23 protein-coding genes and 1 riboswitch are annotated in these 24,074 nt (G+C 58.1%); of the genes, 6 read left to right on the top strand and 17 right to left on the bottom strand.

Annotated features, from left to right (window positions below):
• Positions 1 to 3 precede the first annotated feature (3 nt).
• The 10 genes from gcvH to JHL21_RS08355 form a co-directional block, all read right to left on the bottom strand.
• The gene (gene gcvH, locus JHL21_RS08400) at positions 4 to 369 is read right to left on the bottom strand and encodes a glycine cleavage system protein GcvH (protein ID WP_200212948.1); all 366 of its coding nucleotides are present in this window, start codon (positions 367 to 369) and stop codon (positions 4 to 6) included.
• 8 nt (positions 370 to 377) lie between these two features.
• Positions 378 to 1,541, bottom strand: a complete 1,164-nt coding sequence (gene gcvT, locus JHL21_RS08395; protein ID WP_200212946.1) for a glycine cleavage system aminomethyltransferase GcvT — start codon at positions 1,539 to 1,541, stop codon at positions 378 to 380.
• Positions 1,542 to 1,685: 144 nt separating this feature from the next.
• Positions 1,686 to 1,773, bottom strand: a riboswitch (glycine riboswitch).
• Positions 1,774 to 1,971: 198 nt separating this feature from the next.
• Positions 1,972 to 2,460 carry an ATP F0F1 synthase subunit B gene (locus JHL21_RS08390; RefSeq protein WP_254081971.1) on the bottom strand — a complete coding sequence of 163 codons (489 nt, stop codon included), beginning with the start codon at positions 2,458 to 2,460 and terminating at the stop codon, positions 1,972 to 1,974.
• A 5-nt stretch (positions 2,461 to 2,465) separates the two neighbouring features.
• On the bottom strand, positions 2,466 to 3,062 hold the full coding sequence (locus JHL21_RS08385) for a F0F1 ATP synthase subunit B (protein ID WP_200212945.1): 597 nt from the start codon (positions 3,060 to 3,062) through the stop codon (positions 2,466 to 2,468).
• Between the two features lie 101 nt (positions 3,063 to 3,163).
• Positions 3,164 to 3,391, bottom strand: coding sequence for a F0F1 ATP synthase subunit C (locus JHL21_RS08380; protein ID WP_169195882.1), 228 nt, complete (start codon positions 3,389 to 3,391; stop codon positions 3,164 to 3,166).
• 64 nt (positions 3,392 to 3,455) lie between these two features.
• The gene (locus JHL21_RS08375; protein ID WP_169195883.1) at positions 3,456 to 4,226 is read right to left on the bottom strand and encodes a F0F1 ATP synthase subunit A; all 771 of its coding nucleotides are present in this window, start codon (positions 4,224 to 4,226) and stop codon (positions 3,456 to 3,458) included.
• An 8-nt stretch (positions 4,227 to 4,234) separates the two neighbouring features.
• A complete protein-coding gene (locus JHL21_RS08370) occupies positions 4,235 to 4,627 on the bottom strand; it encodes an AtpZ/AtpI family protein (protein WP_169195884.1) in 393 nt (130 codons plus the stop codon).
• 223 nt (positions 4,628 to 4,850) lie between these two features.
• A complete protein-coding gene (locus JHL21_RS08365) occupies positions 4,851 to 8,306 on the bottom strand; it encodes a chromosome segregation SMC family protein (RefSeq protein ID WP_200212944.1) in 3,456 nt (1,151 codons plus the stop codon).
• A gap of 87 nt (positions 8,307 to 8,393) precedes the next feature.
• Positions 8,394 to 9,068, bottom strand: a complete 675-nt coding sequence (locus JHL21_RS08360; protein ID WP_169195886.1) for a thioredoxin domain-containing protein — start codon at positions 9,066 to 9,068, stop codon at positions 8,394 to 8,396.
• A gap of 86 nt (positions 9,069 to 9,154) precedes the next feature.
• Complete coding sequence (locus JHL21_RS08355; protein WP_199531309.1) at positions 9,155 to 9,670, bottom strand: DUF721 domain-containing protein; 516 nt, start codon at positions 9,668 to 9,670, stop codon at positions 9,155 to 9,157.
• Positions 9,671 to 9,788: 118 nt separating this feature from the next.
• On the opposite strand from JHL21_RS08355, the gene JHL21_RS08350 reads away from it, so the two are divergent.
• On the top strand, positions 9,789 to 10,826 hold the full coding sequence (locus JHL21_RS08350; RefSeq protein ID WP_200213048.1) for an A/G-specific adenine glycosylase: 1,038 nt from the start codon (positions 9,789 to 9,791) through the stop codon (positions 10,824 to 10,826).
• Here the strand turns inward: JHL21_RS08350 and JHL21_RS08345 are convergent.
• The 3 genes from JHL21_RS08345 to JHL21_RS08335 all read right to left on the bottom strand — a co-directional run bounded on the left by JHL21_RS08345 (position 10,823) and on the right by JHL21_RS08335 (position 13,306).
• Positions 10,823 to 11,314: a GNAT family N-acetyltransferase gene (locus tag JHL21_RS08345; protein WP_200212943.1), complete on the bottom strand. Its 492-nt coding sequence runs from the start codon at positions 11,312 to 11,314 to the stop codon at positions 10,823 to 10,825. The two genes, JHL21_RS08350 and JHL21_RS08345, sit on opposite strands and share 4 nt — an antisense overlap.
• Before the next feature lie 80 nt (positions 11,315 to 11,394).
• Positions 11,395 to 12,453 carry a site-specific DNA-methyltransferase gene (locus tag JHL21_RS08340; RefSeq protein WP_254081992.1) on the bottom strand — a complete coding sequence of 353 codons (1,059 nt, stop codon included), beginning with the start codon at positions 12,451 to 12,453 and terminating at the stop codon, positions 11,395 to 11,397.
• A gap of 160 nt (positions 12,454 to 12,613) precedes the next feature.
• Positions 12,614 to 13,306, bottom strand: a complete 693-nt coding sequence (locus JHL21_RS08335) for a ribonuclease HII (RefSeq protein ID WP_200212940.1) — start codon at positions 13,304 to 13,306, stop codon at positions 12,614 to 12,616.
• A gap of 92 nt (positions 13,307 to 13,398) precedes the next feature.
• On the opposite strand from JHL21_RS08335, the gene JHL21_RS08330 reads away from it, so the two are divergent.
• The gene (locus tag JHL21_RS08330) at positions 13,399 to 13,980 is read left to right on the top strand and encodes a hypothetical protein (RefSeq protein ID WP_200212939.1); all 582 of its coding nucleotides are present in this window, start codon (positions 13,399 to 13,401) and stop codon (positions 13,978 to 13,980) included.
• A 61-nt stretch (positions 13,981 to 14,041) separates the two neighbouring features.
• Positions 14,042 to 14,719, top strand: a complete 678-nt coding sequence (locus JHL21_RS08325) for an HAD family phosphatase (RefSeq protein WP_200212938.1) — start codon at positions 14,042 to 14,044, stop codon at positions 14,717 to 14,719.
• Here the strand turns inward: JHL21_RS08325 and JHL21_RS08320 are convergent.
• The gene (locus JHL21_RS08320) at positions 14,716 to 15,864 is read right to left on the bottom strand and encodes a PA0069 family radical SAM protein (RefSeq protein ID WP_200212937.1); all 1,149 of its coding nucleotides are present in this window, start codon (positions 15,862 to 15,864) and stop codon (positions 14,716 to 14,718) included. The two genes, JHL21_RS08325 and JHL21_RS08320, sit on opposite strands and share 4 nt — an antisense overlap.
• 353 nt (positions 15,865 to 16,217) lie before the next feature.
• Between JHL21_RS08320 and JHL21_RS08315 the strand changes: the two genes are divergently transcribed.
• Positions 16,218 to 17,723 carry an MDR family MFS transporter gene (locus tag JHL21_RS08315; protein ID WP_200212936.1) on the top strand — a complete coding sequence of 502 codons (1,506 nt, stop codon included), beginning with the start codon at positions 16,218 to 16,220 and terminating at the stop codon, positions 17,721 to 17,723.
• A gap of 41 nt (positions 17,724 to 17,764) precedes the next feature.
• Here JHL21_RS08315 and moaB read toward each other — a convergent pair whose 3' ends face one another.
• Genes moaB through JHL21_RS08300 form a run of 3 tightly spaced genes read right to left on the bottom strand, consistent with a single transcriptional unit; the run spans position 17,765 to position 20,530 of the window.
• Entirely contained in the window at positions 17,765 to 18,301 is a 537-nt protein-coding gene (gene moaB / locus JHL21_RS08310; RefSeq protein WP_200212935.1) for a molybdenum cofactor biosynthesis protein B, read from the bottom strand.
• Positions 18,279 to 19,664: an MFS transporter gene (locus tag JHL21_RS08305; RefSeq protein WP_349236807.1), complete on the bottom strand. Its 1,386-nt coding sequence runs from the start codon at positions 19,662 to 19,664 to the stop codon at positions 18,279 to 18,281. The genes moaB and JHL21_RS08305 overlap by 23 nt, the downstream gene beginning before the upstream one ends.
• Positions 19,665 to 19,711: 47 nt before the next feature.
• The gene (locus tag JHL21_RS08300) at positions 19,712 to 20,530 is read right to left on the bottom strand and encodes a uracil-DNA glycosylase family protein (protein ID WP_200212933.1); all 819 of its coding nucleotides are present in this window, start codon (positions 20,528 to 20,530) and stop codon (positions 19,712 to 19,714) included.
• Between the two features lie 67 nt (positions 20,531 to 20,597).
• On the opposite strand from JHL21_RS08300, the gene JHL21_RS08295 reads away from it, so the two are divergent.
• A complete protein-coding gene (locus JHL21_RS08295; RefSeq protein WP_200212931.1) occupies positions 20,598 to 22,241 on the top strand; it encodes an electron transfer flavoprotein-ubiquinone oxidoreductase in 1,644 nt (547 codons plus the stop codon).
• A gap of 96 nt (positions 22,242 to 22,337) precedes the next feature.
• Positions 22,338 to 24,065, top strand: coding sequence for a tetratricopeptide repeat protein (locus JHL21_RS17975; protein WP_200212930.1), 1,728 nt, complete (start codon positions 22,338 to 22,340; stop codon positions 24,063 to 24,065).
• Positions 24,066 to 24,074 lie beyond the last annotated feature (9 nt).

The following is a 24,074-nucleotide window of genomic DNA, read 5'->3' as shown; positions in this document are numbered from 1 at the left end:
GTCTTACTTCGTCAGATCGGCATAAGCGGTGTTATCGAGCAGGCCATTCAGTTCGCCTGAGTCAGCGATCTCGATTTTGTAAATCCAGCCAGCAGCTTCTGGATCGGTGTTGATCAGGCCCGGCTGGCCGCTGAGCGCTTCGTTGACTTCGGTGACCGTGCCGGTAACCGGCGCGTAGATTTCCGATGCCGCTTTCACCGATTCAACGACGGCTGCTTCGTCGCCCTTCTTGAGCACTTTGCCAACACTTGGCAGCTCGACAAAAACAATGTCGCCAAGCGCATCTTGCGCATAGGGCGTGATGCCCACGACGCCAGTAGTGCCTTCAACGCGGATATATTCGTGGTCTGGGGTAAACTTGGTGGTCATCTGGGGCCTCAGATTGTTTTGCGGAAATAGCGATGTGGGACGAAAGGCGTCTCAACAACTTCGGCGGCTTGCGCTCGGTTGCGGACAAGAACCTGCAATTTGGTGCCGATAGCGGCGTATTCGGGCTTCACAAAACCCAGGGCGATGGCTTTGTTGAGGGACGGAGCAAATCCGCCGCTGGTCACAACGCCAATCACGGCTCCATCGGCATCGGTGATTTCAGCCCCCTCGCGGGCCGGTGCACCTTCGATAAAGAGGCCAACGCGCTTCCGGCTCAACTGCCCTTCGCGCTCAGCCAGAATGCGTTGCGCTCCGGGGAAGTCAGCAGCCTCGCGGCGGCGCTTGGCGACAGCAAAGCCCAGGCCAGCCTCGATAGGGGAAATGGTTTCGTCGAGGTCATGACCGTAAAGAGGCAGCCCAGCTTCAAGGCGCAGGCTGTCACGCGCGCCAAGGCCAATCGGCTTAACCCGATCGTCGGTAAGCAATGCATCCCAAAAATCTTCGGCATGGGCTGCGGGGATGAGAATCTCAAAACCATCTTCGCCCGTATATCCGGCGCGTGAGATGGTCACGGGAATGGTGTTCCAGCTCAGATTAGCGTGGGTCATAAATCCCAGCGCAACAGCGTCAGGGATCAGGCCCGCAATCACATTGACCGCCTCCGGTCCCTGTACGGCAAGTAGTGCGTTGTTGTGATCAGCCCGGCCAAGCTCTGCGGTGTCGCCGAGAGCCTGCTCAATCAGCGCGAAGTCACCATCCTTGGTGCCAGCGTTGACCACCACATAGAGCACCCCCGATTGATCAGGTGACCGTGCGATCATCAGATCATCAACTGTGCCGCCAGCATCGTTGAGCAGCAGTGAGTAGCGGATTTGTCCCGGTTTTAGGCTGGCGATGTCGCCACAGATCAGCGGCTCGATAAGCGCTGAAATACTCGCGTGATCCGCCTCTGGGTCCCCGCTTGGAGATTTGAGCCGGACAAAGCTCGGGCCCATATGGCTGACGTCAAATAGGCCAGCGTTTTCGCGGGTCCACTTATGCTCATTCATAATCCCGCTGGGATATTGCACGGGCAGGGCATAGCCCCCGAACGGCACAATGCGTCCGCCAGCAATGACGTGTTTTTCGTAGAGCGGGGTCTGGTGTAGGTCTTCGGGGCCGAAAGGAGCCATGAACAACTCGGGTTTGAGGTCAGCACGATATCCCCCGCTGTCGCGGAGTGCGTGCCCCCTCTGTCCTTGCCCTGAGAGATTCCTGACTGAGCGCCAGTTGCTCCTTCGGAGGGGCCAGTTGCCTGGTCCACTTTCCAGAGTTGTGTACCGATTGCGGTCCGGTTGCCTGAGAGTTTCCGGGGCGGTTGCTCCTTCGGCGCTGGCCAAGGCCAGTCTCTCCCGCAGTCGCCCGGACCATGCGCGAGATTCTTTCCCGCGTCAATTCGGCACAGGTAATTTGCGAAATGCGAGGCTGCGCCAGAACGGCAACAAACTCGATGCAATCCCTCCCCCATTACAGGGGGAGGTTAGGTAGAGGTGTCGACCCCTGCCCAAAAGAAAAGGCGGACATTGCTGCCCGCCTTCAAAATTCATATCTGCGCTAAAGGACTTAGTTGAGCTTGGTGCTCACATCCGCGATAGCTGCGTCGATGATCTTGCCGCCATTGCGGTTCATTTCATCGGAGAGCACAACGCGGGCTGCTTCCACTGCCAGATCTGCAGAGCGTGCGCGGACTTCCGCGATGGCCTGCGATTCTGCCTGGGCGATCTTGTCTTCCACAGCCTTAGTGCGGCGGGTGACGAGCTCTTCCAGCGAAGCCTTGGCTTCAACAGTCAGACGGTTCGCTTCTTCCTGAGCCGAAGCGATGATGTCCTGAGCGTCCTTCTCAGCAGCAATGCGCTTCTGTTCGTATTCTACGAGCAGGGCAGCTGCGTCCTGACGGAGGCGCTTGGCTTCCGACAGTTCAGTTTCGATCTTAGCGATCTGCTTATCGAGCATGCCGCCGATGATGCGTGGCAGGCCGAGGTAAACCAGCAGACCAATGAAGATCACGAGGCCTACGAGGGCGAAAAAGCTATTGTCCATCCAGACTGGCATGGCGATTAACCCTTCACCTTAGCAACGGCAGCGCGAATGCTGTCGGCAGAAACATCGCCAACGATCTGGCCAACGACAGCCTGTGCGGTGTCCGCAGCAATTTCATCAACGTTAGTGAGTGCGGCAGCCTTGGTCGCTGCTATACGCGCTTCAGCTTCGGTGACCTTAGCGGTCAGGTCAGCTTCTGCAGCAGTACGCTTTGCAGTGATGTCGGCATTGATTGCATCGCGGGTCTGAGCAGCGATCGCCTGAGCCTTAGACTTGGCTTCGGCAAGTGCCTTTTCATACGATGCGATTGCAGCGTCGGTCTTCTGACGGTCAGCGTCGGCAGCAGCGAGGTCCGCTGCGATCGTCGCCTGGCGGTTCTCGATGGTCTTACCGACCTTCGGGAGTGCCAGCTTGCTCATCAGGAGGTAGAGCGCTGCGAAACAGATTGCGAGCCAGAGCAACTGGCTGGGGAAGGTAGCCGGATCGAATGGCGGGAACACGTCTGAGTGACCATCACCATGCGAAACAGTTGCATGAGTGTCTGAGTGGTCAGCGTGGACCGCGGTGTCGTCGGTCGGCGTTGCCGCTTCTTGAGCGTAGGCTTGCGTTACCATCTGGTCGGTGTCCCGTTAATTCCGGTCATCCGGCGTGAGGCCAGATAAAGCGCAGCCGGACAAAATATCCGGCTGCGGAATTGATCGCTTAAAGTTGCTAATTAAGCAACGAACAGCAGGATCAGAGCGACCAGGAACGAGAAGATGCCCAGTGCTTCGGTCATAGCCATACCGAAAATCAGGTTACCGGTCTGGCTTGGAGCAGCAGACGGGTTGCGCAGTGCGCCCGAGAGGAAGTTCGAGAAGATGTTCGACACGCCGAGGGCGGCACCAGCCATACCCAGGGTTGCGATACCGGCGCCGATCATCTTTGCGGCTTCAACGTCCATTTGTTTGTCCTTTCGAGGGTCAAAGTTTACCGGCGAAAAGCCGCCGTTTGAGAGACTCAACGTCTTAGTGTGATGGGTGAACCGCGTCGTTGAGGTACATCGAAGTCAGAACTGCAAACACATAGGCCTGCACGACTGCGACGAGGAGTTCGAGTGCTGTGATTGCAACCGTCATGATGAGCGGCAGCAGTGCACCCAGCCAGCCGAGAGCGCCAAGGGCACCAAGGCTAACTACGAAACCAGAGAAAACCTTCAGGGTGATGTGGCCGGCAAGGATATTGCCGAACAAACGAACCGAAAGGCTGATTGGGCGCGAGAGGAACGAAATGATCTCGATCGGCACCACAATCGGCAGAACGTAGCCGGGAACACCCGACGGTACGAACAGCTTGAGGAACTTAAAGCCGTGACGGAAGAAACCGTACACGATCACAACACCGATCACGAGGAACGCCAAAGCGGCAGTAACGATGATGTGGGAGGTTGTGGTGAAGAAGTATGGGAACATGCCGAGGAGGTTACCCACGAGCACGAAACCAAAGAGCGAGAATACGAACGGGAAGAACTTCATGCCTTCCGTGCCCGCTGAACTTCGCAACATATTGGCGACGAAACTATATAGAAGTTCGCCGGCCATCTGGAACCGGTTTGGTACCATCGCCGCACGCGATGAGGAGAGAACCATGAAACCAGTCAGGATCACCACCGTAACGGCCATAAACAGGGCCGAATTGGTGAACGAGAGATTCAGTGCGGTACCAGCGGCCTCATCTCCGACATGAATCGGAATCAGATCGGTGATGACAAACTGGTGGATCGGGTCAGTACCGGCCATGGAGCCCTCTAAGCGTCATCTTTATCGTCGCGCTTCGCGTCAGCAGGGCCTTCATTGGTCCCAACCGTCGAAGCGGCATTCATTTCGTTCGCTGTACGAACGACATTTTTGACGCCTGCTGCAAAGCCTACGATCAATAAAATGATCATGGCCCAAGGCGTCGTTCCTAAACCAAGGTCGATGAGATAACCCATTACGGCTCCCACCAAAATTGCCGCTACGAACTCGGAGCCCATGCGCATACCGCGGGCCATTCCATTCGCATCTGCTGAAGCGCCACCAGCAACGTTACCGTTCGCTAGATCGCGCTCCTTCTTGGCCGAAGCGATGCGTGATGCAAGATCGCGCGTCGCGTCGCGGGCACTTTTCGGCTGACCTTGGTCGTCCGGAGGTATGTTCATCCGCAACTCCCTATAGTCGGCTTTTCCGGAGGATTTCCGGTCGCCCTTTAAGTCGCGCGCAACATAGTGGTGGCCCCGAAACGTGTCAAGGCGCGCTGCGACTGTGTAAGTTATTGTTGTCGCGCCTGAATTTTGAATGTTTGAGGGGTGCGGCATGCTGTCCTGCGCGCAAGAGTGGCGAAGTGGTGGCGGCACGTGAAGATTCTTAAGAATTACCGAGAGCCTAGGCGGTCTCTAGGTAGCTTTCTGCGGTTTGCAGATCGACAGAAACGAGCTGGCTGACCCCGCGTTCTGACATCGTGACCCCGAAAAGCCGATCCATCCGTGCCATGGTTATTGGATTATGGGTAATCACCATAAAGCGAGTTTGGGTCCGGTGTCGCATCGAGTCGAGCAAATTGCAGAATCGCTCGACATTGGCGTCATCGAGTGGCGCATCCACTTCGTCGAGCACGCAGATGGGGGCGGGGTTGGTCAGGAACACCGCAAAAATTAGACTCATGGCGGTCAGCGCCTGCTCACCCCCAGAGAGAAGTGTCATGGTTTGAGGCTTCTTGCCCGGTGGTCGGGCAATGATTTCCAGACCTGCTTCGAGTGGGTCATCGCTTTCCACAAAGGTCAGCTCCGCCGTACCGCCGCCGAACAGCGTGGTGAACAGCTCTTGGAAATGCGCATTGACCTTGCCGAAGGCTTCATTGAGCCGCGCGCGTCCTTCGCGATTGAGATTGCCGATGGCCACACGCAGCTTGGCGATCGCCTCAATAATATCGTCGCGGTCCCGCACCATGGTGTCGAGCTTTTCTTGAATCTCCTCGGCTTCTTTCTCTGCCGATAAGTTCACTCCACCCAAACGCTCGCGTTCGGCCTTGAGCCGCTCGAGCTTGTGTTCGGTTGGTTGCTCCGCGGGCAGCGGTTCTTCCGGGCGAATGCCTGATGCTTCCAGCGTGCGGCTTGCCGGAATGCCGAGGTTCTCTTCGGTCTGCCGCTCAATCTGCAGGCGCTGGCTGATGATCCCCTTGAGCCGCTCTTCAACGCGGGTAAGCTCAATGCGGACATTATTGAGAGCATCATTTGCGGCTTTGACCGCTCGGTCGGTCTCCCGCCACGCGGTTTGTGCATTATTCAATCGTTCGACGGCGGCTTGATGATCCTCGCTGGCGATGTCGATTTGCTCATCGAGCTGGGCTTTGCGCTCATCAAACCCGTCTGGCGAATCTGCCATATCGGCGAGTTGGTCCTGCACATCGGCGGTGCGGTCATCAAGTGTCGCCAATTGATTGCGCGCGCCATCAAGGCGGCGCTGCCAAGAGGCCATGTCTCGCGTCAACTGCTCAAGGCGCGTCGTACGCAGGCGCTTGGTTGATTCGAGCGTATTGAGGCTGAGGCGCGCCGCATCGGCTTTTTCGCGCAAAACAACGACATGGCTTTGTGTCGCCTGTGCCGCCGCAGCCATCGCGTCTTCGTCTGCCAGATCTGCCAAAGCGTCGAGCGCGGCCTGTTCGGCCATTTCCGCGTCACCCACACTGCTCGCCACGCGGAGTTTGGCATCTTCCAGTGTCGATTTGCGGGTGGTGAGATCGGAAAGGGCGCGCTGGGCTTTGTCGAGTTCAGCCTGCGCAGTGGCGATAGCGTGTTGCGCAGTGCGCCACGCTTCCCGGCATTGCCGTTCGCTGCCTCGTGCTCCGTCAAGCGCTGTGGCGTGAGCATCGACCTCGCGCTTCCACGCATTGCGTTCGCCCTTGGCGCGAATGATGTCTTCGTCCAACTCAACCAGTCGGTTCTTTTGCGCCAGACGAAGTGCGGCTGCGCTCGGTGCGTCAGCGGCAGCAATCAAACCATCCCAGCGCCAAACAGCCCCTTCAAGTGTCACCAGTCGCTGCCCGGGCTTAAGGGCTCGGATTAGGCTTGGGCCGTCTGCCGCATCAATAAGACCAATCTGGTCAAGACGACGTTTGAGTTGCGGCGTGCCCGAAACATAGCGCGATAGGGGCTCTGCCCCTTGCGGCAGGTTCGGATCTTCACTGCGGTCTAGGGCCGGGGACCAATGGATCGGCGCATCACTGTCCGATGAAGCTTCGAGATCATCGCCCAATGCCGCGCCGAGCGCTGTTTCATACCCCGGCTCAACCTGCAGCTCATCAACGATCGCGGGCCATGTCCCTGTGCCTGTCACCAGCATTTTGTTGAGCGTCGCCGCTTCCGCCTCAAGGCTTGTCACCAGCGTTTCCAGCTCGCCTAGGCGTGGTCGCGCGCCATCGAGCTTTTCTTGCGCGAGGTGAACCTTGGCTTCGGCCTCCAGTGCATTGGCCTCAGCGATTTCGGCTGCCTCTTGCGCACCCTCTAAAATATCGCGTCGTGCCGAAACGGTCTGGTCCGCGTTGAGTGCATCGATCACACGCTGATAGTCGCTTTCCAGCTCGGCCAATTGCTGGGCGAGGCCGCGTTTCCGCGTCATTGCCTCTTGGGCATTGCGCTGCGTTTGGCTGCGCATAGCGCGCAACTGCGCCAAAGCTTCGGTTGCCTGCCGGGCCGCAGCGTCTGCTTGCGTGACCGCGGCTTGCGCCAACTCAGCCTCTTGGCGGGCAGTTACGCTTTCGTCCTGCGATCCTTCGATTTCATATTCGAGATCAGCGCGCTCATTATTATAGGCGTCAATCGCCGCTTCGCATTCTGCCACCAGCCCCCGCTCACGTTGCCCATCGGCTGCGATCTGTTGCAGCCGGTTTTGCAGCTCAACACGCCGCTGGCTCATCCGCCGCGCTTCATCGGCCAATTGCTCCGCTAAAATCGTATAGCGTTGCAGCACCGCTCCGGTCACTGCTTCCCGCTCCCGCAGCGGGGCAACTGCGGCTTCGGCCAGTTCGGCGGCCTTTTGGGCCTGGTGTTCGGCGTGGGTGGCATCCGCCAGTTGACGAATGAGCACCGCCTGCGCTGCTTCAGTTTCGTTCTCGGCGACGCGCGCCGCAACCCAGCGGATATGAAAGAGTGTCGCCTCTGTGCGCCGAATATCCCCTGATAGGGCGCGGTACCGCGTGGCCAGACGTGCCTGCCGCTTGAGGGTTTCAAGCTGGCTTTCGATCTGCGCGACCACATCGTCAACGCGCTCAAGGTTGGTTTCCGCCGCTCGAAGCCGGATTTCCGCCTCGCGCCGCCGCGAATGCAGGCCCGAAATCCCCGCCGCTTCTTCCAGCAGCGCCCGTCGCGCCGTCGGTTTGGCCGAGATAAGTTCGCCGATCTGTCCCTGCCGCACCATAGAAGGAGAGTGCGCACCCGTGGAGGCGTCAGCGAACAGCATCTGCACGTCACGTGCCCGCACTTCTTTCCCGTTCACCCGATAGACAGAGCCGGCTTCGCGCTCAATCCGGCGCGTCACTTCCAAAACATCGGCTGAGTTCAGCGCTGCTGGCGCGCTGCGGTCGGTATTATCCAGCACCAGCGTCACTTCGGCAGAATTGCGCGCCGAGCGATTGCCCGAGCCGGAAAAGATAACGTCGTCCATGCCCGAGGCGCGCATGGCCTTGTATGAGCTTTCGCCCATCACCCAGCGCATCGCTTCGACGAGGTTCGATTTCCCGCAGCCATTGGGGCCGACAATGCCTGTCAGGCCTGGCTCCATGACGAGCACGCTTTCATCGGGGAAGGATTTAAAGCCGTGAAGCTTGAGCCGCTGGAATTTCATGAGGGCGCGCGGCAACGCAAAAGAGGGCGCGCTATGCGCACCCTCTCAAATCTTATGTCTGCGCTAAATTGCTCAGACAGGGCAGAATTACTGCGCCGCTGGAGCGACGAAGTCGGCAGGGACAAGCGGGTCGATGGCTTCAGCCAGCTGTTCGAGCGACTTACCGCCAGAAAGCGTCTTGCCGTTGACGTAGAAGGTCGGGGTCCCGGAAAGGCCAAACTCATTCACTGCTTGTTCGCGCTGCGCTTCGATACCAGTGAAGATAGCCTGATTCGTCAGAGCAGCGTTGAAGCTCTCTTCGGTGAAGCCCAACTGCAGCGCGACAGCGTAGATCGCGTCGCGTGGCTTATCCGACATGCTCCATTCGTTCATGGTCTTGAAGTAGGTCGCGATGACATTGTGGTAGTTGTCTTCGCCAGCAGCTTCAGCGAGCAGGAAGATGGCCGCGTCGATTGCGTTACGCGCAAACGGACGAACGATGAACTTCACCTTGCCGGTTTCGATATACTGTTCCTTGAACGGGCCATAAACATTGTTATGGAACGCCGCACAGTGCGGGCAAGTTGGCGATGCATATTCAATCACGGTAACAGGCGCGTCGGCATTGCCTTCGAACTTGTCAGCAATGTCGCCAGCAGGAGCCATAAGCTTGGCAACATCGACCATATCACCATCAGCAGCCTGTGCTGCGGATATGCCAGCAACGCTTACCGCCGACGCGGCAGCTGCAAGAATGAGTGTATCGCGGCGATTGAACTTCACGTTTAGCTCCTAATTCCAATTTTGCGGACACTACACTGGAGAAAAGTGTCGGCAAGAGGGCTTTGACATCAACAGGCGTTGATCGCCTATGTTTTCCGTTTCGTTTCAGCCCTGCGTGCGAGCGCTAGGCCAAGGGTTGTGAGCGACTGACGCAAGCTGTCGTCTTCGATTGTCTCAGTCAACTTGCCTACTTTTTCCAAGCTTTGTGGGCTTGGAACATAGGCCTTATCGGTCTTTGGACCTGAATTGGCGATGAACGGTTCGGCCGAAAGGCGCACCTGGTCCACCAGTACATATCCAAAATAGAGGTTCACCGCCTTGGCGATGTTGGCCGCTTCGTGCTGGGCAAACAATGCAGTGCCCGGCGCGCAGCGGATATAAAGAGTAGCGCCTTCAGCGCTATTGGCAATTTTGGGCCAGCTCAGCTTGTGCGGCTGGGTTGTTTCGTCAAAGGGGCGCGGCGCTATATTGCGCCACTGGGTAAGAATATCCCGACCGGCAAAGCCGCGCTTGCGCAGCACGGGGTCGAGCGCGCCCGACAGAGCGTCCGCCACCGAGGTCGCCCTATTGCGCCGCTTATATTCGGGTAGTTTGTCTGCCATGCCCCAAATATGGTCACGGACGGCACCCAGACAAGTGAATTCGCGGTAATGCTGCGGGGCTTGCCAGAAAACTGTGCCCGGCATAGGTCACCTTATGCCCCTTTCTGCCCCCCATCCCATCGATTCAGACGGCGTTCTGCGCTGGTACGACGCTCATGCGCGCGATCTGCCTTGGCGCGTTTCGCCCGAAGCGCGCAAACAGGGGATAAAGCCGGATCCCTACCGGATCTGGCTCAGCGAGGTCATGCTGCAGCAGACAACTGTTGCAGCGGTAAAAGCCTATTTCACCCGCTTCATCAGCCTTTGGCCAAGCGTGCATGATCTGGCGGCAGCCCCGCTCGACAGCGTGCTGCGCGAATGGGCGGGCTTGGGATATTATGCCCGGGCGCGAAATCTTCACGCCTGTGCGGTCGCGGTGGTCGCCGAGCATAGCGGCACATTTCCGCAAACCTCCATTGCTCTCCAGAGTCTACCCGGCATCGGCGCCTACACTAGCGCGGCGATCGCTGCCATTTGCTTTGATGAAGAGATCGCGGTCCTTGATGGCAATCTCGACCGCGTCCTGGCTCGTTACTACGCCCTAGATATACCGGTCCGCGACGCCAAACCCGAGCTTCGCTCTGCCTTGCAGCTTGCTGTTCCCTCGCGCGCTGGCGATTTTGCCCAGGCCATGATGGATTTGGGGGCCACGATTTGCGCTCCCCGCACTGCATCCTGCCTGATTTGTCCTTTGCATGATGGCTGCGAAGCCCGCCAAGAGGGGCAGCCGCTGGCCTATCCCGTCAAACCGGTCAAAGCCGAAAAGCCTGTCCGCAAGGGCCATGCTTTTGTCATGCTCGATAGCGCAGGCGATGTTTATCTGCGTACTCGTCCGAGCAAGGGCCTTCTCGCCAGCATGACCGAAGTGCCGACGTCTGTTTGGGGCGATAGTCTGGGCGAGCCGCTATACCCTGTCTCCGCCGACTGGCGCCCGCGCGGGCAAATCGTCCATGTCTTTACCCACTTCCGGCTGGAGCTGGAAGTCTGGTCTGCCGTGGTCCCAAACGATGCACTCTCTGAAGGCTGGTGGGCAGAGCCTCAGGCGCTCAAGGGCGAGGCCCTGCCGACGCTTTTCCGCAAAGTTCTGGCAGCTGCAGGCTTTGAGTACGCCGTCTAAAACCAGAGCAAGCCCATTGGGACTACATCGTCCCAAGCGTTCTGAATGCACACGGCCTTGCGCCTTAATCCCTCACGCTCAAATCCGAAGCGCTCATAAAGGGCAATGGCCTTCGTATTGCTGGCATAAACCTCAAGCTCAATCCGCTTGAAGCCTTCTTCTTTTGCCGCTGCGAGTGCCGATTTCATGAGCGCGCTCCCAACGCCTCTCCCCCGAAAACCACTCATGACGCCCATGCCGAGGCTGCCAACATGCCTCGCCATATCGGGTTCGCGGCAGATATCGCACCAGCCGATGACCACATCTTGGTTCACCGCAACCAAATGTGGGTTCCGCCTTTCAATGTTGTGGGCGACGAAGTTTCGAGTGCGTTCGATGGGCGGCGCATCGGTCATCCGCAGATATTTCTGCTCACGTGCCACAGCGCCCAGCACAGCATTATACCCCGCAGCATCACCCAAGGTGATGGCGCGAATAGTGACCACCATGTCTCATCCCCCAGCAACAAAAAGGCCGCTGGCGAACCAGCGGCCATATAGTAGCCTGACGAATGCTTTGGAGGTCAACCTCAGGCAGAAAGTCGGTCGAGTTGTTGGCGGATGCCTTCCCGAAGACTATCAATCGGGGCGACAGCGCCGTTCTGTTCGTGGTGCCAGAAAGTCCACCCGTTGCATGACTCAGCTCCAGTCACCAGAGCGCCGACCTTGTGGATCGAACCCTGATGGTGGCCTGAGACGAGTGAGCCGTCTGCACGAACCATGGCAGTGAAACGTCGTTGGCTATCAAAAAGTTCAGCGCCGACTTCAATTAGTCCCTGTTCGACCAAGGAACCGAACGGAATGCGCGTTTCTTTGCGCTTCGGCTTAATCTGTTGCAGCGCTTCGAAAACACCAGGGCGAATGGCGGCGATACGCTCACGCGCACCCTTGATGTAATTTTCTTCGCGGTCGATCCCAATAAAGTGACGACCCAATTTGCGGGCGACGGCGCCAGTTGTACCGGTGCCGAAGAATGGATCGAGCACAATATCGCCTGGCTTAGTGGTCGCGTTCAGGATGCGGAACAGCAGCGCTTCCGGCTTCTGCGTCGGATGCAGCTTGCTGTCGTCTTCGCCCTTGAGGCGCTCATTGCCGGTGCAGATCGGGAAGAGCCAGTCAGACCGCATCTGCGTGTCGTCATTGGCCAGCTTCATGGCTTCATAGTTGAAGGTGACGCGGCTCTTCTGGCTTTTGGCAGCCCAGATCAGCGTCTCATGTGCATTGGTAAAGCGAGTGCCACGGAAGTTCGGCATCGGATTGGCCTTGCGCCAAACGATGTCGTTCATCATCCAGAACCCAAGGTCCTGCAATGCCGTGCCAACGCGGAAAATGTTGTGATAGGAGCCGATGACCCACATCGCCCCATCGGGCTTCAAAACGCGGCGGGCAGCAGCCATCCAAGCGCGTGTGAACTCATCGTAATGGGCGAAGCTGTCAAACTTGTCCCAATCGTCATCGACGGCGTCGACTTTGCTCTGGTCCGGGCGGGTGAGGCCCTGTTCCAGCTGCAAATTGTATGGGGGATCTGCGAAAATGAGATCGATAGAGCCGGCCGGCAAGCTGTTCATATGGTCGATGCAATCGCCCATGAGGACAGTATCGATCGGAAGACGTGAAGTCTCCCTTTCCGCATCGGTCTTGGCGACCGTACGCGCGGTACTCAACATGCTCTTAACCCTAACGCAATACTAACAAGCCCGTTATAGCGTGCTGAAGTTAATGGAGCGTTCTTAATGGGTTAGCGAGGAGTTAATTCTCCAATTCTCTCGCATTACCTGCCGCAAGCAGGGCCGCTATTGGGGCGAATTCACTGCGGTGGTGGCGACATGGGCCGTTTAATTTCAAGGCCTTCATATGCGCAGCGGTGCCATATCCCTTGTGGCCGGAAAAGCCAAAATGGGGCGCGTCAGCATCCATAATGGCACACATGCGGTCGCGCGTGACCTTGGCGACAATAGATGCCGCCGCAATCGACACGCTGCGCCCGTCGCCACCGACCAGAGCAATTCCGGGACAGGGCAGGGCCGGTGGCACATCGCGCCCATCGATAAGCGCGCAGTCGGCCTTTTGCGGGAGGGCTGCAACGGCCTTGGCCATAGCCGCAAGCGTCGCCCCACGAATGTTAAGGGTTTCAATGTCCGTCGGCGGCGCGCTCACGATAGCGACATCGGCGCAGGCCATGATCTCTTCATAAAGCGCTTCGCGCTTTGCCTCGGTTAGCTTCTTACTGTCGTTGAGCCCCTGCGGGATGCGGTTGGGGTCTAAGCGAACAGCCGCAACCACCACGGGTCCCGCAAGGGGGCCGCGTCCTGCCTCATCGACACCGGCGACATAAAGTGCGCCGCGATCGAGCAACATGGTCTCATGGCTAAAGTCCGGCCCTGCAACAGGGGCGGTGAAAAGATCTGCTGGAGCTGTGTGAAGATCTTTTCGCTTTGCCATAGGGATACCTCAAACCAAGCCGATTGTTGGTATCGGCAAGCCCAGCAGGTTGATACAAGAGTCTGGTTGAGGAGCAAAGGAGAGGAGTTCACGTGCGTCGATCTGGTTTCGCTCTTGTCCCATTGCTGTTTTGCGTCTCAGCCGCCGCTCAGCCGTTTCAGCATTCGTCGGGCGAATATCGCGAATATAATCGCGATTGGCTCGCTGCCTGTCCTAACTTCATCGATGAAGAAGCGAACTCTTGGTACGGCTACTCGTGCTTTGCCAGCACTGCGAGCCAAGAGATGAATTCGGCAAACCTGCCCGTTTATAGGCTGACAATGGTGCTCAACCGCTTAGATGGCGCAACCGATATCGCCATCACCGTCGCTGCCGACAAGCTGAGCTATGACCAGTCGCGACCCATACAGCTCAAGTTCACCAACCTCCCGCCGATTGCGCTGAAGATGGGTACCTCGTTGGAAATCCGAGACAACACCATCAATCAGTTCTTTATCGCTGATGAAGCGCTGTCTGCGACAGTTTTGGAGCACATGAAAGAGCGCAACGCGCTCATCCTCTCGGTGCCGGTCGTCGGCCAGATACGCCCGGTCGAAACGCGCCTTTCGACACAAGGCGTCCTGGCTTCGCTGGACTTTATGTCTACGCACGCGCGCAAGGTTGCCCAATACTAAGTCCTGAGATGACGCCTCTGTTGCCATGTGCTAACCGAGCCTCGCAATTGAAGGCTTGGATATGACCCTTAATCTCGGCGCTGGCTTACTGTTTGATATTGATGGCACTTTGATGGAGAGCGATCCGATCCATCTCGCGGCTTTCAATCAGGTGTTTGGCCCCTATGGGCATGTCATCGACCACGAGATCTACGCCAAACATATTCAAGGCTTCGCCAATGAAGCCATCGCTGCCCATTTCATTCCCGGCGAAAGCCTCGAGCGCCGCAAGCAAATTCTCGACGGCAAGGAAGCGCTGTTCCGCGAATTGGTCGCGACTTCGATTGAGCCGCTCGCGGGCTTGATGGATCTACTCGAATGGGCACGCAGTCACGCCATTCCCATGGCCGCAGTCACCAATGCCCCAATGGCCAATGCCGACCTCATCATCGATGGGATTAAGGCGCGGTCGTATTTTTCACACATTATCTCAGCTGATGATTTGGCACAGGGTAAGCCGCACCCACTGCCTTACCTGACAGGCCTTAGCCACCTCAGCGCGGTGGCGGCCAAAAGCGTCGCCTTCGAGGATTCCCGCACCGGCATAGCCTCTGCCACAGGTGCAGGCATTACCACAATTGGCCTTGCCACCGGCATTTCCGAAAGCGAACTGCTCAAAGCGGGCGCGACCCTTGCCACACCCGACTACACCAATCCTGCAGTGCTCGATCTGATCAAATCAAAAGTGCTGGCCGCTTAGAAAAGGCTCAGCTGATTGGTTTCGAGCTTGGGCGCAACGAAAAGATCGTTGCGCAGCGGCGGCAGCTTGGCCTCGAGCTCATAGCGCTCCCGAGCCTTCTCAAATCGCTGGCTCAGCAGCGTGGCATAGGGGCCTTCGCCGGTCATGCGCGTGCCAAAGCGCGAGTCATAGTCTTTGCCCGCGCGCGTGTCGCGCACCAGCGAAAGCACATGCCGCACGCGATCGGGGAAATGGCGCAACAGCCATTCGCGGAACACATCGCGCACCTCGCCCGGCAGGCGCAGCAGGATCATCTGTGCGCTGATCGCCCCTTGCGCCTTGCCCGCATCCAAAATGCGCTCCAATTCCATATCATTGATCGCCGGGATCATAGGCGACGCAAAAATTGCGGTCGGTATCCCGGCCTCACTCAACGCCTTAATGGCCTCAAGACGACGGGCAGGCGAGGAGGCGCGCGGCTCCATCTTGCGGCTCAGCTTGTGATCCATCGACGTCACCGAAATGGCAACTTTGGCTAGGCCAAGCTTTGCCAGTTTTTCCAAGAGATCGAGATCGCGCAGAATAAGGGCCGATTTTGTGGTGATCATCACTGGATGCTTGGTCTCCAGCATCACCTCCAAAATCCCGCGGGTCAGCTGGTGCTTGCGTTCGGCCGGCTGATAGGGGTCGGTATTGGTCCCCATGGCAATTGGCTTTGGACGATAATTCTTGGCGGCGAACTCTGCCTTCAGCGTCTCAACCGCATTGGTCTTCACATAAATATCGCGCTCAAAATCAATCCCGGCTGAATGCCCAAGATAGGCGTGGCTTGGTCGCGCAAAGCAATAAGAGCATCCATGCTCGCAACCGCGATAAGCATTGATGGAGCGCTCAAAGGCGATATCGGGACTGTCATTGCTGGTGATGATCGATTTGGCGCGTTCGGTGTGTTCCACCGTTTCGAACACCGGCATGGGCTCTACATTGTCCCAACCATCGTCAAAACTTTCGCGCTGGAACGCTTCAAATCGGCCACTGGCATTGGACTGCGCACCGCGCCCGCGAATACGATCCGGGTTGACCAGTTCGCGGCGCGTCAGGTCTGCATCCCTGCTGCGGCTAAGACGTTCCAATGCTTCGAAAGAGGGGGCCTGATAAAGCGCCATCTGGTGTCTCCAGCTCAAACCCAACAGAAGAATCGCGCTCTTCAGCCGACATCTTCTCATTAGGTTAATCAGGAGAACATAACAAGAACAAATAAGTTCCGCGAGGTGCCTTTGTGCGTCATATGGTCAAGGCTGCCATGCACTTCAAGACTTTACGAAGGGAAGCAAGGGGCATAGAGAACTTGGCTCTGTCTTGCTCACTCGCAGTTCTCCAAGACGCCCAAGGCGCGTTGGATGCCCTAGTGTCATCCTACTGACATGACCTGACACCGAAATTAGACACTGCATCGCAACTGAACCAGAGCGGCCTCCCGTCGTCGGTTCTGTTTGCGCTTATTTTTTGAGGTAATACGATGTCGCAAGCGACGATGGACGGAGCCGTTAAGGCTGCGCCACACCAGCCGGAAGATGCGGCGCGCAACAATCTGGTCATAGCCCTTTTGCTGGTGTCGGCCTTTGTCATGTTCTTGAACGAGACGATCATGAGCGTTGCCATTCCGCAGCTCATGATTGATCTCAACATCACGGCTGGTTCGGCCCAGTGGCTGACGACAGCATTTTTGCTGACCATGGCCATTGTGATCCCGATCACTGGCTATTTGCTCCAGCGCTTCCACACGCGTCCGATTTTCACGGCGTCGATCTCGATTTTCTCGGTCGGTACTCTGATTTGTGCGATTGCGCCCGGCATTGAGCTGCTGATTGTCGGTCGCGTCGTGCAGGCCGTTGGCACCGCGATCATGATGCCGCTGCTGATGACCACTGTTATGTCGCTTGTGCCTGCGAATGGTCGCGGCAAGGTGATGGGCAATATCTCCATCGTTATGTCGGTGGCGCCTGCCATTGGCCCGACCATTGGTGGTTTCATCCTCGCCCACTTCGCGTGGCGCTATATGTTCTACTTCACCCTGCCGATTGCGATTGTTACCCTGGTCGTCGGCTACCTCAAGGTTCAGAACGTCTCCGAACCACGCAAGACCCCGCTCGATGTCATCTCGGTGATCCTGTCGGCTCTCGGTTTTGGTGGTCTGGTCTTCGGTCTATCGAGCTTGGGCGGGGGCGGTCATGGCGGCAGTGTTGAACACGCCGCCGAGCAGGGCGCGTCGATGCCGGCTTGGGTTCCAGTTGTTGTCGGCGTTGTCGCTATGGCCATTTTCGTCTGGCGCCAGATCCAGCTGCAGAAGTCCGATAAGGCTCTGCTTGATCTGCGCGTCCTGACTCACGGCAATTACTCTGTCTCGCTGGTCACCGCCTCTTTGGCGATGGTTGCGCTGCTCGGTTCCTCGATCATGCTGCCGCTCTACACCCAGCAGGTTCTCGGTCTTGATACGCTGCAGACCGGCATGCTGATGCTGCCCGGTGGTCTGATCATGGGCGTTCTCGCGCCGCTCGTTGGTCGCCTCTATGACCAATACGGTCCGCGTCCGCTGATGGTGCCGGGTGTCTTCGCCGTTTCCGCTGTCATGTGGCTCTTCAGCTTCGTCGGTACCGATACCCCGGTCTGGCTGGTTGTCGCCGCCCACATCATCATGAGCATTGGTCTGGCGTTTGTCTTCACCCCAATGTTCACCGCCGCCATGGGTTCTGTTCCTAAGCCGCTCTACTCGCACGCCAGTGCGACCCTGAGCTCGGTGCAGCAGGTTGCTGGTGCCGCAGGTATCGCGCTCTTCGTGGCGCTGATGAGCCTGACCTCTGCCGCACAAATGGCTGAGGGCATTGCCCCGGTAGAAGCTATGGCCGCAGGCGTTCGAGCCAGCTTCATCTGCGGTGGCATTGCCACTGTGCTGATGCTGATTGCCGCTTGGTTTGTCAAAAAGCCGGAAGGCGAAGGTCCGGGCGAAGGTTTCGCTGGCCACTAATGAAAAAGAAACGGCGCCCTCGGGCGCCGTTTTTTATGCTGTTATCGTTCTGAGAGCCGGGGCATCAGCTCGACGAAGTTGCACGGCTTATGCCGGTAATCGAGCTGGTGGGTGAGAATACCTTCCCACGCATCGCGGCAGGCGCCGCGCGAACCCGGTAGGCAGAACACAAAGGTCTCGCCAATCAACCCGGCAGTCGCCCGCGATTGGATCGAGCTCGTGCCCACCGTGGTGGCCGAATATTGGTGGAAGAGCACGGAGAACCCCTCCATGCGCTTATCGAACAAAGGCTCGATGGCCTCTGGGGTCACATCGCGCCCCGAAAACCCGGTGCCGCCGGTGGTCAGCACCACGTCAACATCGGGGTTGGCGACAAAGCTCTGCACCACAGCACGAATTTTTTGCACATCGTCGCGCACCACCACGCGCTCAAAGCAGGTGTGACCATCCGCTTCGAGCAGTGACTTTAACAGCGCGCCGCCAGTGTCAGTTTCCAGAGTACGTGTATCGGAAACCGCCACGACCGCTATCGAAAGGGGACGAAACGCCCGATCGTCAAACCTTGCTGCCTTGAACATAGCCGTCTCCATTCGTGTTCCGCAGTTCCTCTGGCACAGCTTCTTCGCTCGCAACAGAAAAATCCTGCGACGCTTCGATGTCACTGCGCGGATCAAGATTCACCGTTTCTGGCGTCTCAGTCCCCATTGGTTTGAATGGCGCGCGTTCCGACGCATCTTTCGATTTGCGGGCGCGCATACGCAGCAGTGCAAAGGCGGCGACCAGCGCGTGGAACGTTGCCGTCACCATAAACAGCGCCATCGGCGCAATTTGCCCCATCAGGATCGACGCGGCCGTCGGGCCAATGGCAAGGCCGATCCCATGGATCAGCAACATCCCACCCGCCACCTTGGCGAATTGCCCATCGACGGCAAAGTCGTTCGCATGGGCCACCGAGATCGGGTAGAGCGGGTTCGCCGCCAGCCCATAAAGGCCAAATAGCGCGAACATCAGGAAGCCTGGCCCAGGGTTAAAGAGGACAACCAGCAGCCCCACGGCCGCTGCGCCAAAACCGAGGCCTGCCATAACCTTGCGGCGGTCGATCTTGTCGGACAAGCGTCCAAAGGGGATCTGTCCGATAGCGCCAGCAATAGCGGCAATGGCAAACAGCAGCGCAATGCCGCTGGCGTCCATTCCCTGCTCAAAGCCGTAGACCGGCGCGAGCGTGCCGAACGCACCATTGGCCATGCCACAGCAGAGCGCGGCAACAGCCGCTACCGGCGATGTCTTGATCAACAGGGGCAGGTCGAGCTTGGCCGAGGTCAGAGGACGTGGCTGTGGGCTCGACGTCATGGCGGTTGGCAGTACCGCGCAGATAAAGCTGATCGCGCCGATAATGAAGGGGATATAGCCCGCAGTGCCCGTCACCGACATGGCCAATTGGCCCATGGTCGAGGCGGTCATATTGATGGTGGTGTAGATCGAGAAGATGGTGCCGCGGCTGCGATTGTCAGCCACTTCATTGAGCCAGCTCTCGACGATCATTGCCGCGCCGGCAAAACAGAAGCCGGAGAGCGCGCGCAACACGATCCAACTGACGTCGTTGATCATCAAAAGATTGAGCAGGATCGTGATAGTGCCGATCGCCGCCATCACCGAAAAGGCGCGAATATGCCCGACCTTGCGCACCACAAAGGGCACAAAGATAGAGCCTGCCACAAAGCCTATCGACCAGCCCGTGCCGATCAGACCGAGCGAAAACAGTGAGAAGCCTTCTTCTGCGCCACGGACGGAAAGCAAAAGCCCCTGCAGGCCGCCGCCGAACATCAGGAGTGCTGAGCCGAGGAACAGGGCGTAGATTTTAATGACGGAAGCCATGCCGCAAAACGTACCCGCTAAATTATTCTGGTCTTCAACCAGTCCAATATGACCGTAACGCGACACACCGCGAACAGTCCGGGGATTATCTTTGAGCAAGTACGAACACAGACTTAAGGCAGAGACAATTCTGCCATTCTTGATCTGAAACTTAAGAGGTCGCGCCAAGCCTGCTGCTTGGCAGCCGGGTTGCGCAACAGATAACCGGGCGGCAGCGTCGCAATCGCTGGCACTGTATGGCCGCCAATGCTTACATCCTGCCACTTGCCGCGCATCTTGATGATGCTGCTGGTGGACTGGAACACAGTCTGCGTCGCCATCTGGCCCATGGTCATCACGAGGCGGGGTCCGACTAGCTCAACATGGCGGTGCAGGAAGGGCAGGCACAAAGAAAGCTCTTCTGGCGTCGGCGCGCGATTACCAGGCGGACGCCACGGAATGGTGTTGAGCGCATAAACGCTGTCCCAATCGAGCCCGATGGAGGCGAGCATCCGCGTCAGCAAATCTGCAGTTCGCCCCGCAAATGGGCGCCCTTCACGGTCTTCATCTGCCCCCGGAGGATCACCGATAATAACGATCTTGGCCTCAGGATTGCCCTCGCCGAACACCAATTGTGTGGCGCGAAACTTGAGGCCACACCCGTCATAGCTTTCGAGTGTTGCCTTAAGCGCCTCTAACGTTGGAGCTTCCGCGGCCAATCTTTGGGCTTCACCCGGGTCGCCACCGATTGGTCCCGCCAGCGGCGGCGGGGCTGCAGGCTGGGACGCCTGTTGCATCGACTGTACAGCAGCGCGCGGCGCGGCAGCCTGTTGTGTCTTCTGCGCAAACCGATCAATTGCGTCCTCACCCACGGCGAGGTCGACCCCGGCTGCTCGATACCATTCGAGAACCGAGAGCAATTCGTCGTTGTTGAGTTGCTGATCTTGAGACATTGCCCCTGTTATGTCACACCCCAACGGGTGCGAACAGTCGCGCGCGGGCCCCAAAGGTAGAATCCACATGGCTGAAGCCGGCAATAGAGAGATACTGTCCACAGATGTGCTGATTGTCGGGGCCGGTCCTTCCGGGCTTGCCGCTGCAATTCGCCTCAAACAGCGTTTCCCTGACATTGCCGTGACCGTGGTGGAAAAAGCCGCCGAAATCGGTGGACACATTATTTCCGGAGCCGTCATGGATCCGGTCGGCCTCGACGCGCTGATCCCCGACTGGCGGCTCAAAGGCGCGCCTGTCGGCCCCGATGTGACCAGCGATTCCTATCATTTCCTGACGAAAACCGGTGATTTCCCGCTGCCGCACGCCCTCGTGCCCCCGCAACTCAAAACCAAGGATGGTGTGATCATCAGCCTTGGCCGCTTGGTGCAGTGGCTGGGTGAACAAGCTACTGAATTGGGCGTCGATATCTTCCCGATGACCGCTGCGGTCGACGTGTTGCAATCAGAGAGCGGCCCGGTGCGCGGCATCATCACCGGCGATCTTGGGCGCGACCGCGACGGCAATCCCAAGGATGGTTTTGCCGAGGGCATCGCCCTTGAGGCCAAATATACGCTGATCGCCGAAGGCGCGCGCGGCTCGCTCGCCAAACATGTGATCGCGGATTTTGATCTCGCGAAAATCCCACAGCACTATGGCCTCGGCATCAAGGAAGTTTGGCAGGTGTCGCCGGATAAACATCAGCCGGGCAGGGTGGATCATTACCTCGGCTTCCCTCTGGGCAATGACACCAATGGCGGTGGCTTTGTCTATCACGCCGAAGACAACAAGCTCTATGTCGGCCACGTCACCTATCTCGACTACGCCGACCCCAGCCTTTCGCCATTTGATGAGTTCCAGGCTTTTAAAACACACCCCTCCATCGCCAGCCTCCTAGAGGGCGGCGAGCGTCTATCCTACGGCGCCCGCACTATTGCGGCGGGTGGTTGGCAGTCGATCCCGAGCCTCGCGTTTCCCGGCGGTGGCCTCATCGGCTGCGCGGCCGGTTTCATGAACGCCCCGCGCTTGAAAGCCATTCACAACGCCATTCTCTCCGGTATCGGTGCTGCGGATGCGGTCGGCGCTGCGGTCGCCTCTGGGCGCGCCCATGATCGGATCGAGGATTTCGGCAAGTCGATCATGCGCACCGGTATCGCCAAAGAACTGCAAGGCGTTGCCAATGCCAAACCCCTTTGGAGCAAGCTCGGCACCATCTTTGGCTCGCTGGCAATCGGCACCGATCTTTGGTTCTCAACCATTTTCAAGGCCTCTCCGCTCAACCTGGCGGGCGTGCCAACGCGCGACGCCGAAAAGCTCAAGCGCAAATCGGCCCCCGGCAAAACCTATCCGCGCCCCGATGGCAAAATCACCTTTGACCGCAGCTCGTCGGTGTTCCTAGCCAATCTCGCCCATGACGAAGACCAGCCTGTGCACCTCAGGCTGGCCGACCCAACCATTCCCGTCCGCGAAAACCTGCCAAAATTCGGCGAGCCTGCGCCGCTCTATTGCCCTGCTGGCGTTTATGAGATGAGCGAAGACGGTGGCGCGCCGGTGTTCCGCATTCACGCCGCTAACTGCGTGCATTGCAAAACCTGCGATATCAAAGATCCGGCCCAGAACATCACATGGGTCCCACCTGAGGGTGGCAGCGGTCCAAACTATAGCGGTATGTAATTTTTCTTGGGGTACAGCTGCCCTTGCGGCGCAGTCCTAAAACGGACAATCTTTGCCGCCAAAGCTGCCATTGTGGCCAACGGAGAGTTCAGAACAGTGAATTTCCTATCGCATCGTTGGGCGAAACGCCTGATTGTCACTGCATCCGTCGCGCTCTTGGCATCGCCGATTGCAGCGCAAACAAGCTTTGATCTGTCAAACGTCGCGCGCAATATCATCAATCTCGTACGCCCTTCGGTGTCCGGCGCCTATCTGGCTGGTAATCAGTCGCTCGCCGAACTGAGCACCGAAGACGCCGCTCGCTTTTATCAGGACGCGGCTGAGGCTGATTGGGACAACAATATGCTGGTGGAGCGCGCCTTTATCGCGCTCGCTGCAGATGGTCAGATCGGCAAAGCTGCCTCAACGGCGCGCCGCTCGCTTGAGCTCGATCGTAACAATGATTTGGCCAAGCTGATTGTTGCCACCGAAGCCCTCAAAGAGCGTCGGTATAGCTCGGTTGAACGTCAGCTTGAGAATGTTACCCCCGGCAGTTTTTCGGGCATCACCGCCTATATCCTGCGCGCTTGGGCCCTGGTTGGCGACAACAAGGGCGCTGAAGCCGACACGCTGATGAAGGATCTCGGCGAAAGCGGGCTGGAAGACTTCCTCGTTTTCCATCGCGCCCTGATGGCCGAAACCTCCGGCAATCAAAAGCTTGCTCTCCAGCTGGCTGAACGCGCCTATGACGTTGAGCCCTACGTCGCGCGCATCGCCGAAGTTTACGCGCGCCTGCTGGCGAACAATGGTCGCTTTGACGAAGCCACAGACGTGCTCGATGAATATGAAGCGCAAGGCATTTCGCATCCGCTCATTACCAGCGTCCGCGAAGCCGTCGATCAACAGCGTAAGCCTGGGGCCTTTGCCACCAATGTGCAAATCGGCGCTGCCGAAATGTTCCACGGCATTGGCATTGCCCTGACCCGTGATCGCAGCTTCGATCTCGCCCTTCTGTTCATGCGCTTGGGCACATATCTCGACCCATCTGCTGATGTGATTTCACTGGCGGTGGGGCAGATTCTCGACGTCGCCGGTCAGCATGAAGATGCTAACGGTATTTACGACGCCATCCCTGCGACCTCCCCGATGAAGGCGACGGCCGTCGTGCGCATTGCTCAGAATCTCGACAATATGGGCGACCGCGAGGAAGCCATTCGTCGTCTCACCAACATCGTCGCCATCAATCCTGAGGACATCGAAGCTGTCGCAGCGCTCGGTGATCTCCTGCGGACCGACGAGCAGTACCTCGAAGCGGCAGACGCTTACACTAAGGCGCTCGACATCACCGGTGGCGAGCAGGCCTCCGATTGGCGCTACTATTATGTTCGCGGCATTGCCTATGAACGCGCCAAGGAATGGCCGAAGGCCGAAGCTGATTTCCTCCGCGCCCTCGATCTTAATCCCGACCAGCCTCAGGTTCTGAACTACCTCGGCTATTCCTGGATCGACATGGATATGCATCTTGATCGCGCTCTGGGCATGATCGAGAAGGCCGTCGAGCAGCAACCGCAGGATGGCTACATCATCGATTCCTTGGGCTGGGCCTTCTACAAGCTCGGACGTCTCGATGAGGCGGTGGAAACACTCGAACGCTCGGTTATGCTCCTGCCCAACGATCCAGAAATCAACGATCACCTCGGTGACGCTTACTGGAAAATTGGCCGCAAGAACGAAGCGCGCTTCCAGTGGACGATTGCCAAATCGGTGGACGACATTGGCGTTGTCACAAAACGCGTGGACCCGAAACTGGCTGATGGCCTGACCCCAGCGAACGAAACCAAGTAAGCGCGCGTT

The sequence above is a fragment of the Devosia sp. WQ 349K1 genome, assembly GCF_016595685.1.
Taxonomy (GTDB): Bacteria; Pseudomonadota; Alphaproteobacteria; order Rhizobiales; family Devosiaceae; genus Devosia.
Note: the sequence above shows the minus strand (reverse complement) of the source record. Positions and strands in the feature narration are given on the sequence as shown.

Coding starts and splice junctions, on each gene's coding strand:
- gcvH (WP_200212948.1), bottom strand. CDS start 369: ATGACCACCAAGTTTACCCCAGACCACGAATATATCCGCGTTGAAGGC.
- gcvT (WP_200212946.1), bottom strand. CDS start 1,541: ATGGCTCCTTTCGGCCCCGAAGACCTACACCAGACCCCGCTCTACGAA.
- JHL21_RS08390 (WP_254081971.1), bottom strand. CDS start 2,460: ATGCCAGTCTGGATGGACAATAGCTTTTTCGCCCTCGTAGGCCTCGTG.
- JHL21_RS08385 (WP_200212945.1), bottom strand. CDS start 3,062: ATGGTAACGCAAGCCTACGCTCAAGAAGCGGCAACGCCGACCGACGAC.
- JHL21_RS08380 (WP_169195882.1), bottom strand. CDS start 3,391: ATGGACGTTGAAGCCGCAAAGATGATCGGCGCCGGTATCGCAACCCTG.
- JHL21_RS08375 (WP_169195883.1), bottom strand. CDS start 4,226: ATGGCCGGTACTGACCCGATCCACCAGTTTGTCATCACCGATCTGATT.
- JHL21_RS08370 (WP_169195884.1), bottom strand. CDS start 4,627: ATGAACATACCTCCGGACGACCAAGGTCAGCCGAAAAGTGCCCGCGAC.
- JHL21_RS08365 (WP_200212944.1), bottom strand. CDS start 8,306: ATGAAATTCCAGCGGCTCAAGCTTCACGGCTTTAAATCCTTCCCCGAT.
- JHL21_RS08355 (WP_199531309.1), bottom strand. CDS start 9,670: ATGGCAGACAAACTACCCGAATATAAGCGGCGCAATAGGGCGACCTCG.
- JHL21_RS08345 (WP_200212943.1), bottom strand. CDS start 11,314: ATGGTGGTCACTATTCGCGCCATCACCTTGGGTGATGCTGCGGGGTAT.
- JHL21_RS08340 (WP_254081992.1), bottom strand. CDS start 12,453: ATGGGCGATTGCATCGACCATATGAACAGCTTGCCGGCCGGCTCTATC.
- JHL21_RS08335 (WP_200212940.1), bottom strand. CDS start 13,306: ATGGCAAAGCGAAAAGATCTTCACACAGCTCCAGCAGATCTTTTCACC.
- JHL21_RS08325 (WP_200212938.1), top strand. CDS start 14,042: ATGACCCTTAATCTCGGCGCTGGCTTACTGTTTGATATTGATGGCACT.
- JHL21_RS08320 (WP_200212937.1), bottom strand. CDS start 15,864: ATGGCGCTTTATCAGGCCCCCTCTTTCGAAGCATTGGAACGTCTTAGC.
- JHL21_RS08315 (WP_200212936.1), top strand. CDS start 16,218: ATGTCGCAAGCGACGATGGACGGAGCCGTTAAGGCTGCGCCACACCAG.
- moaB (WP_200212935.1), bottom strand. CDS start 18,301: ATGTTCAAGGCAGCAAGGTTTGACGATCGGGCGTTTCGTCCCCTTTCG.
- JHL21_RS08300 (WP_200212933.1), bottom strand. CDS start 20,530: ATGTCTCAAGATCAGCAACTCAACAACGACGAATTGCTCTCGGTTCTC.
- JHL21_RS08295 (WP_200212931.1), top strand. CDS start 20,598: ATGGCTGAAGCCGGCAATAGAGAGATACTGTCCACAGATGTGCTGATT.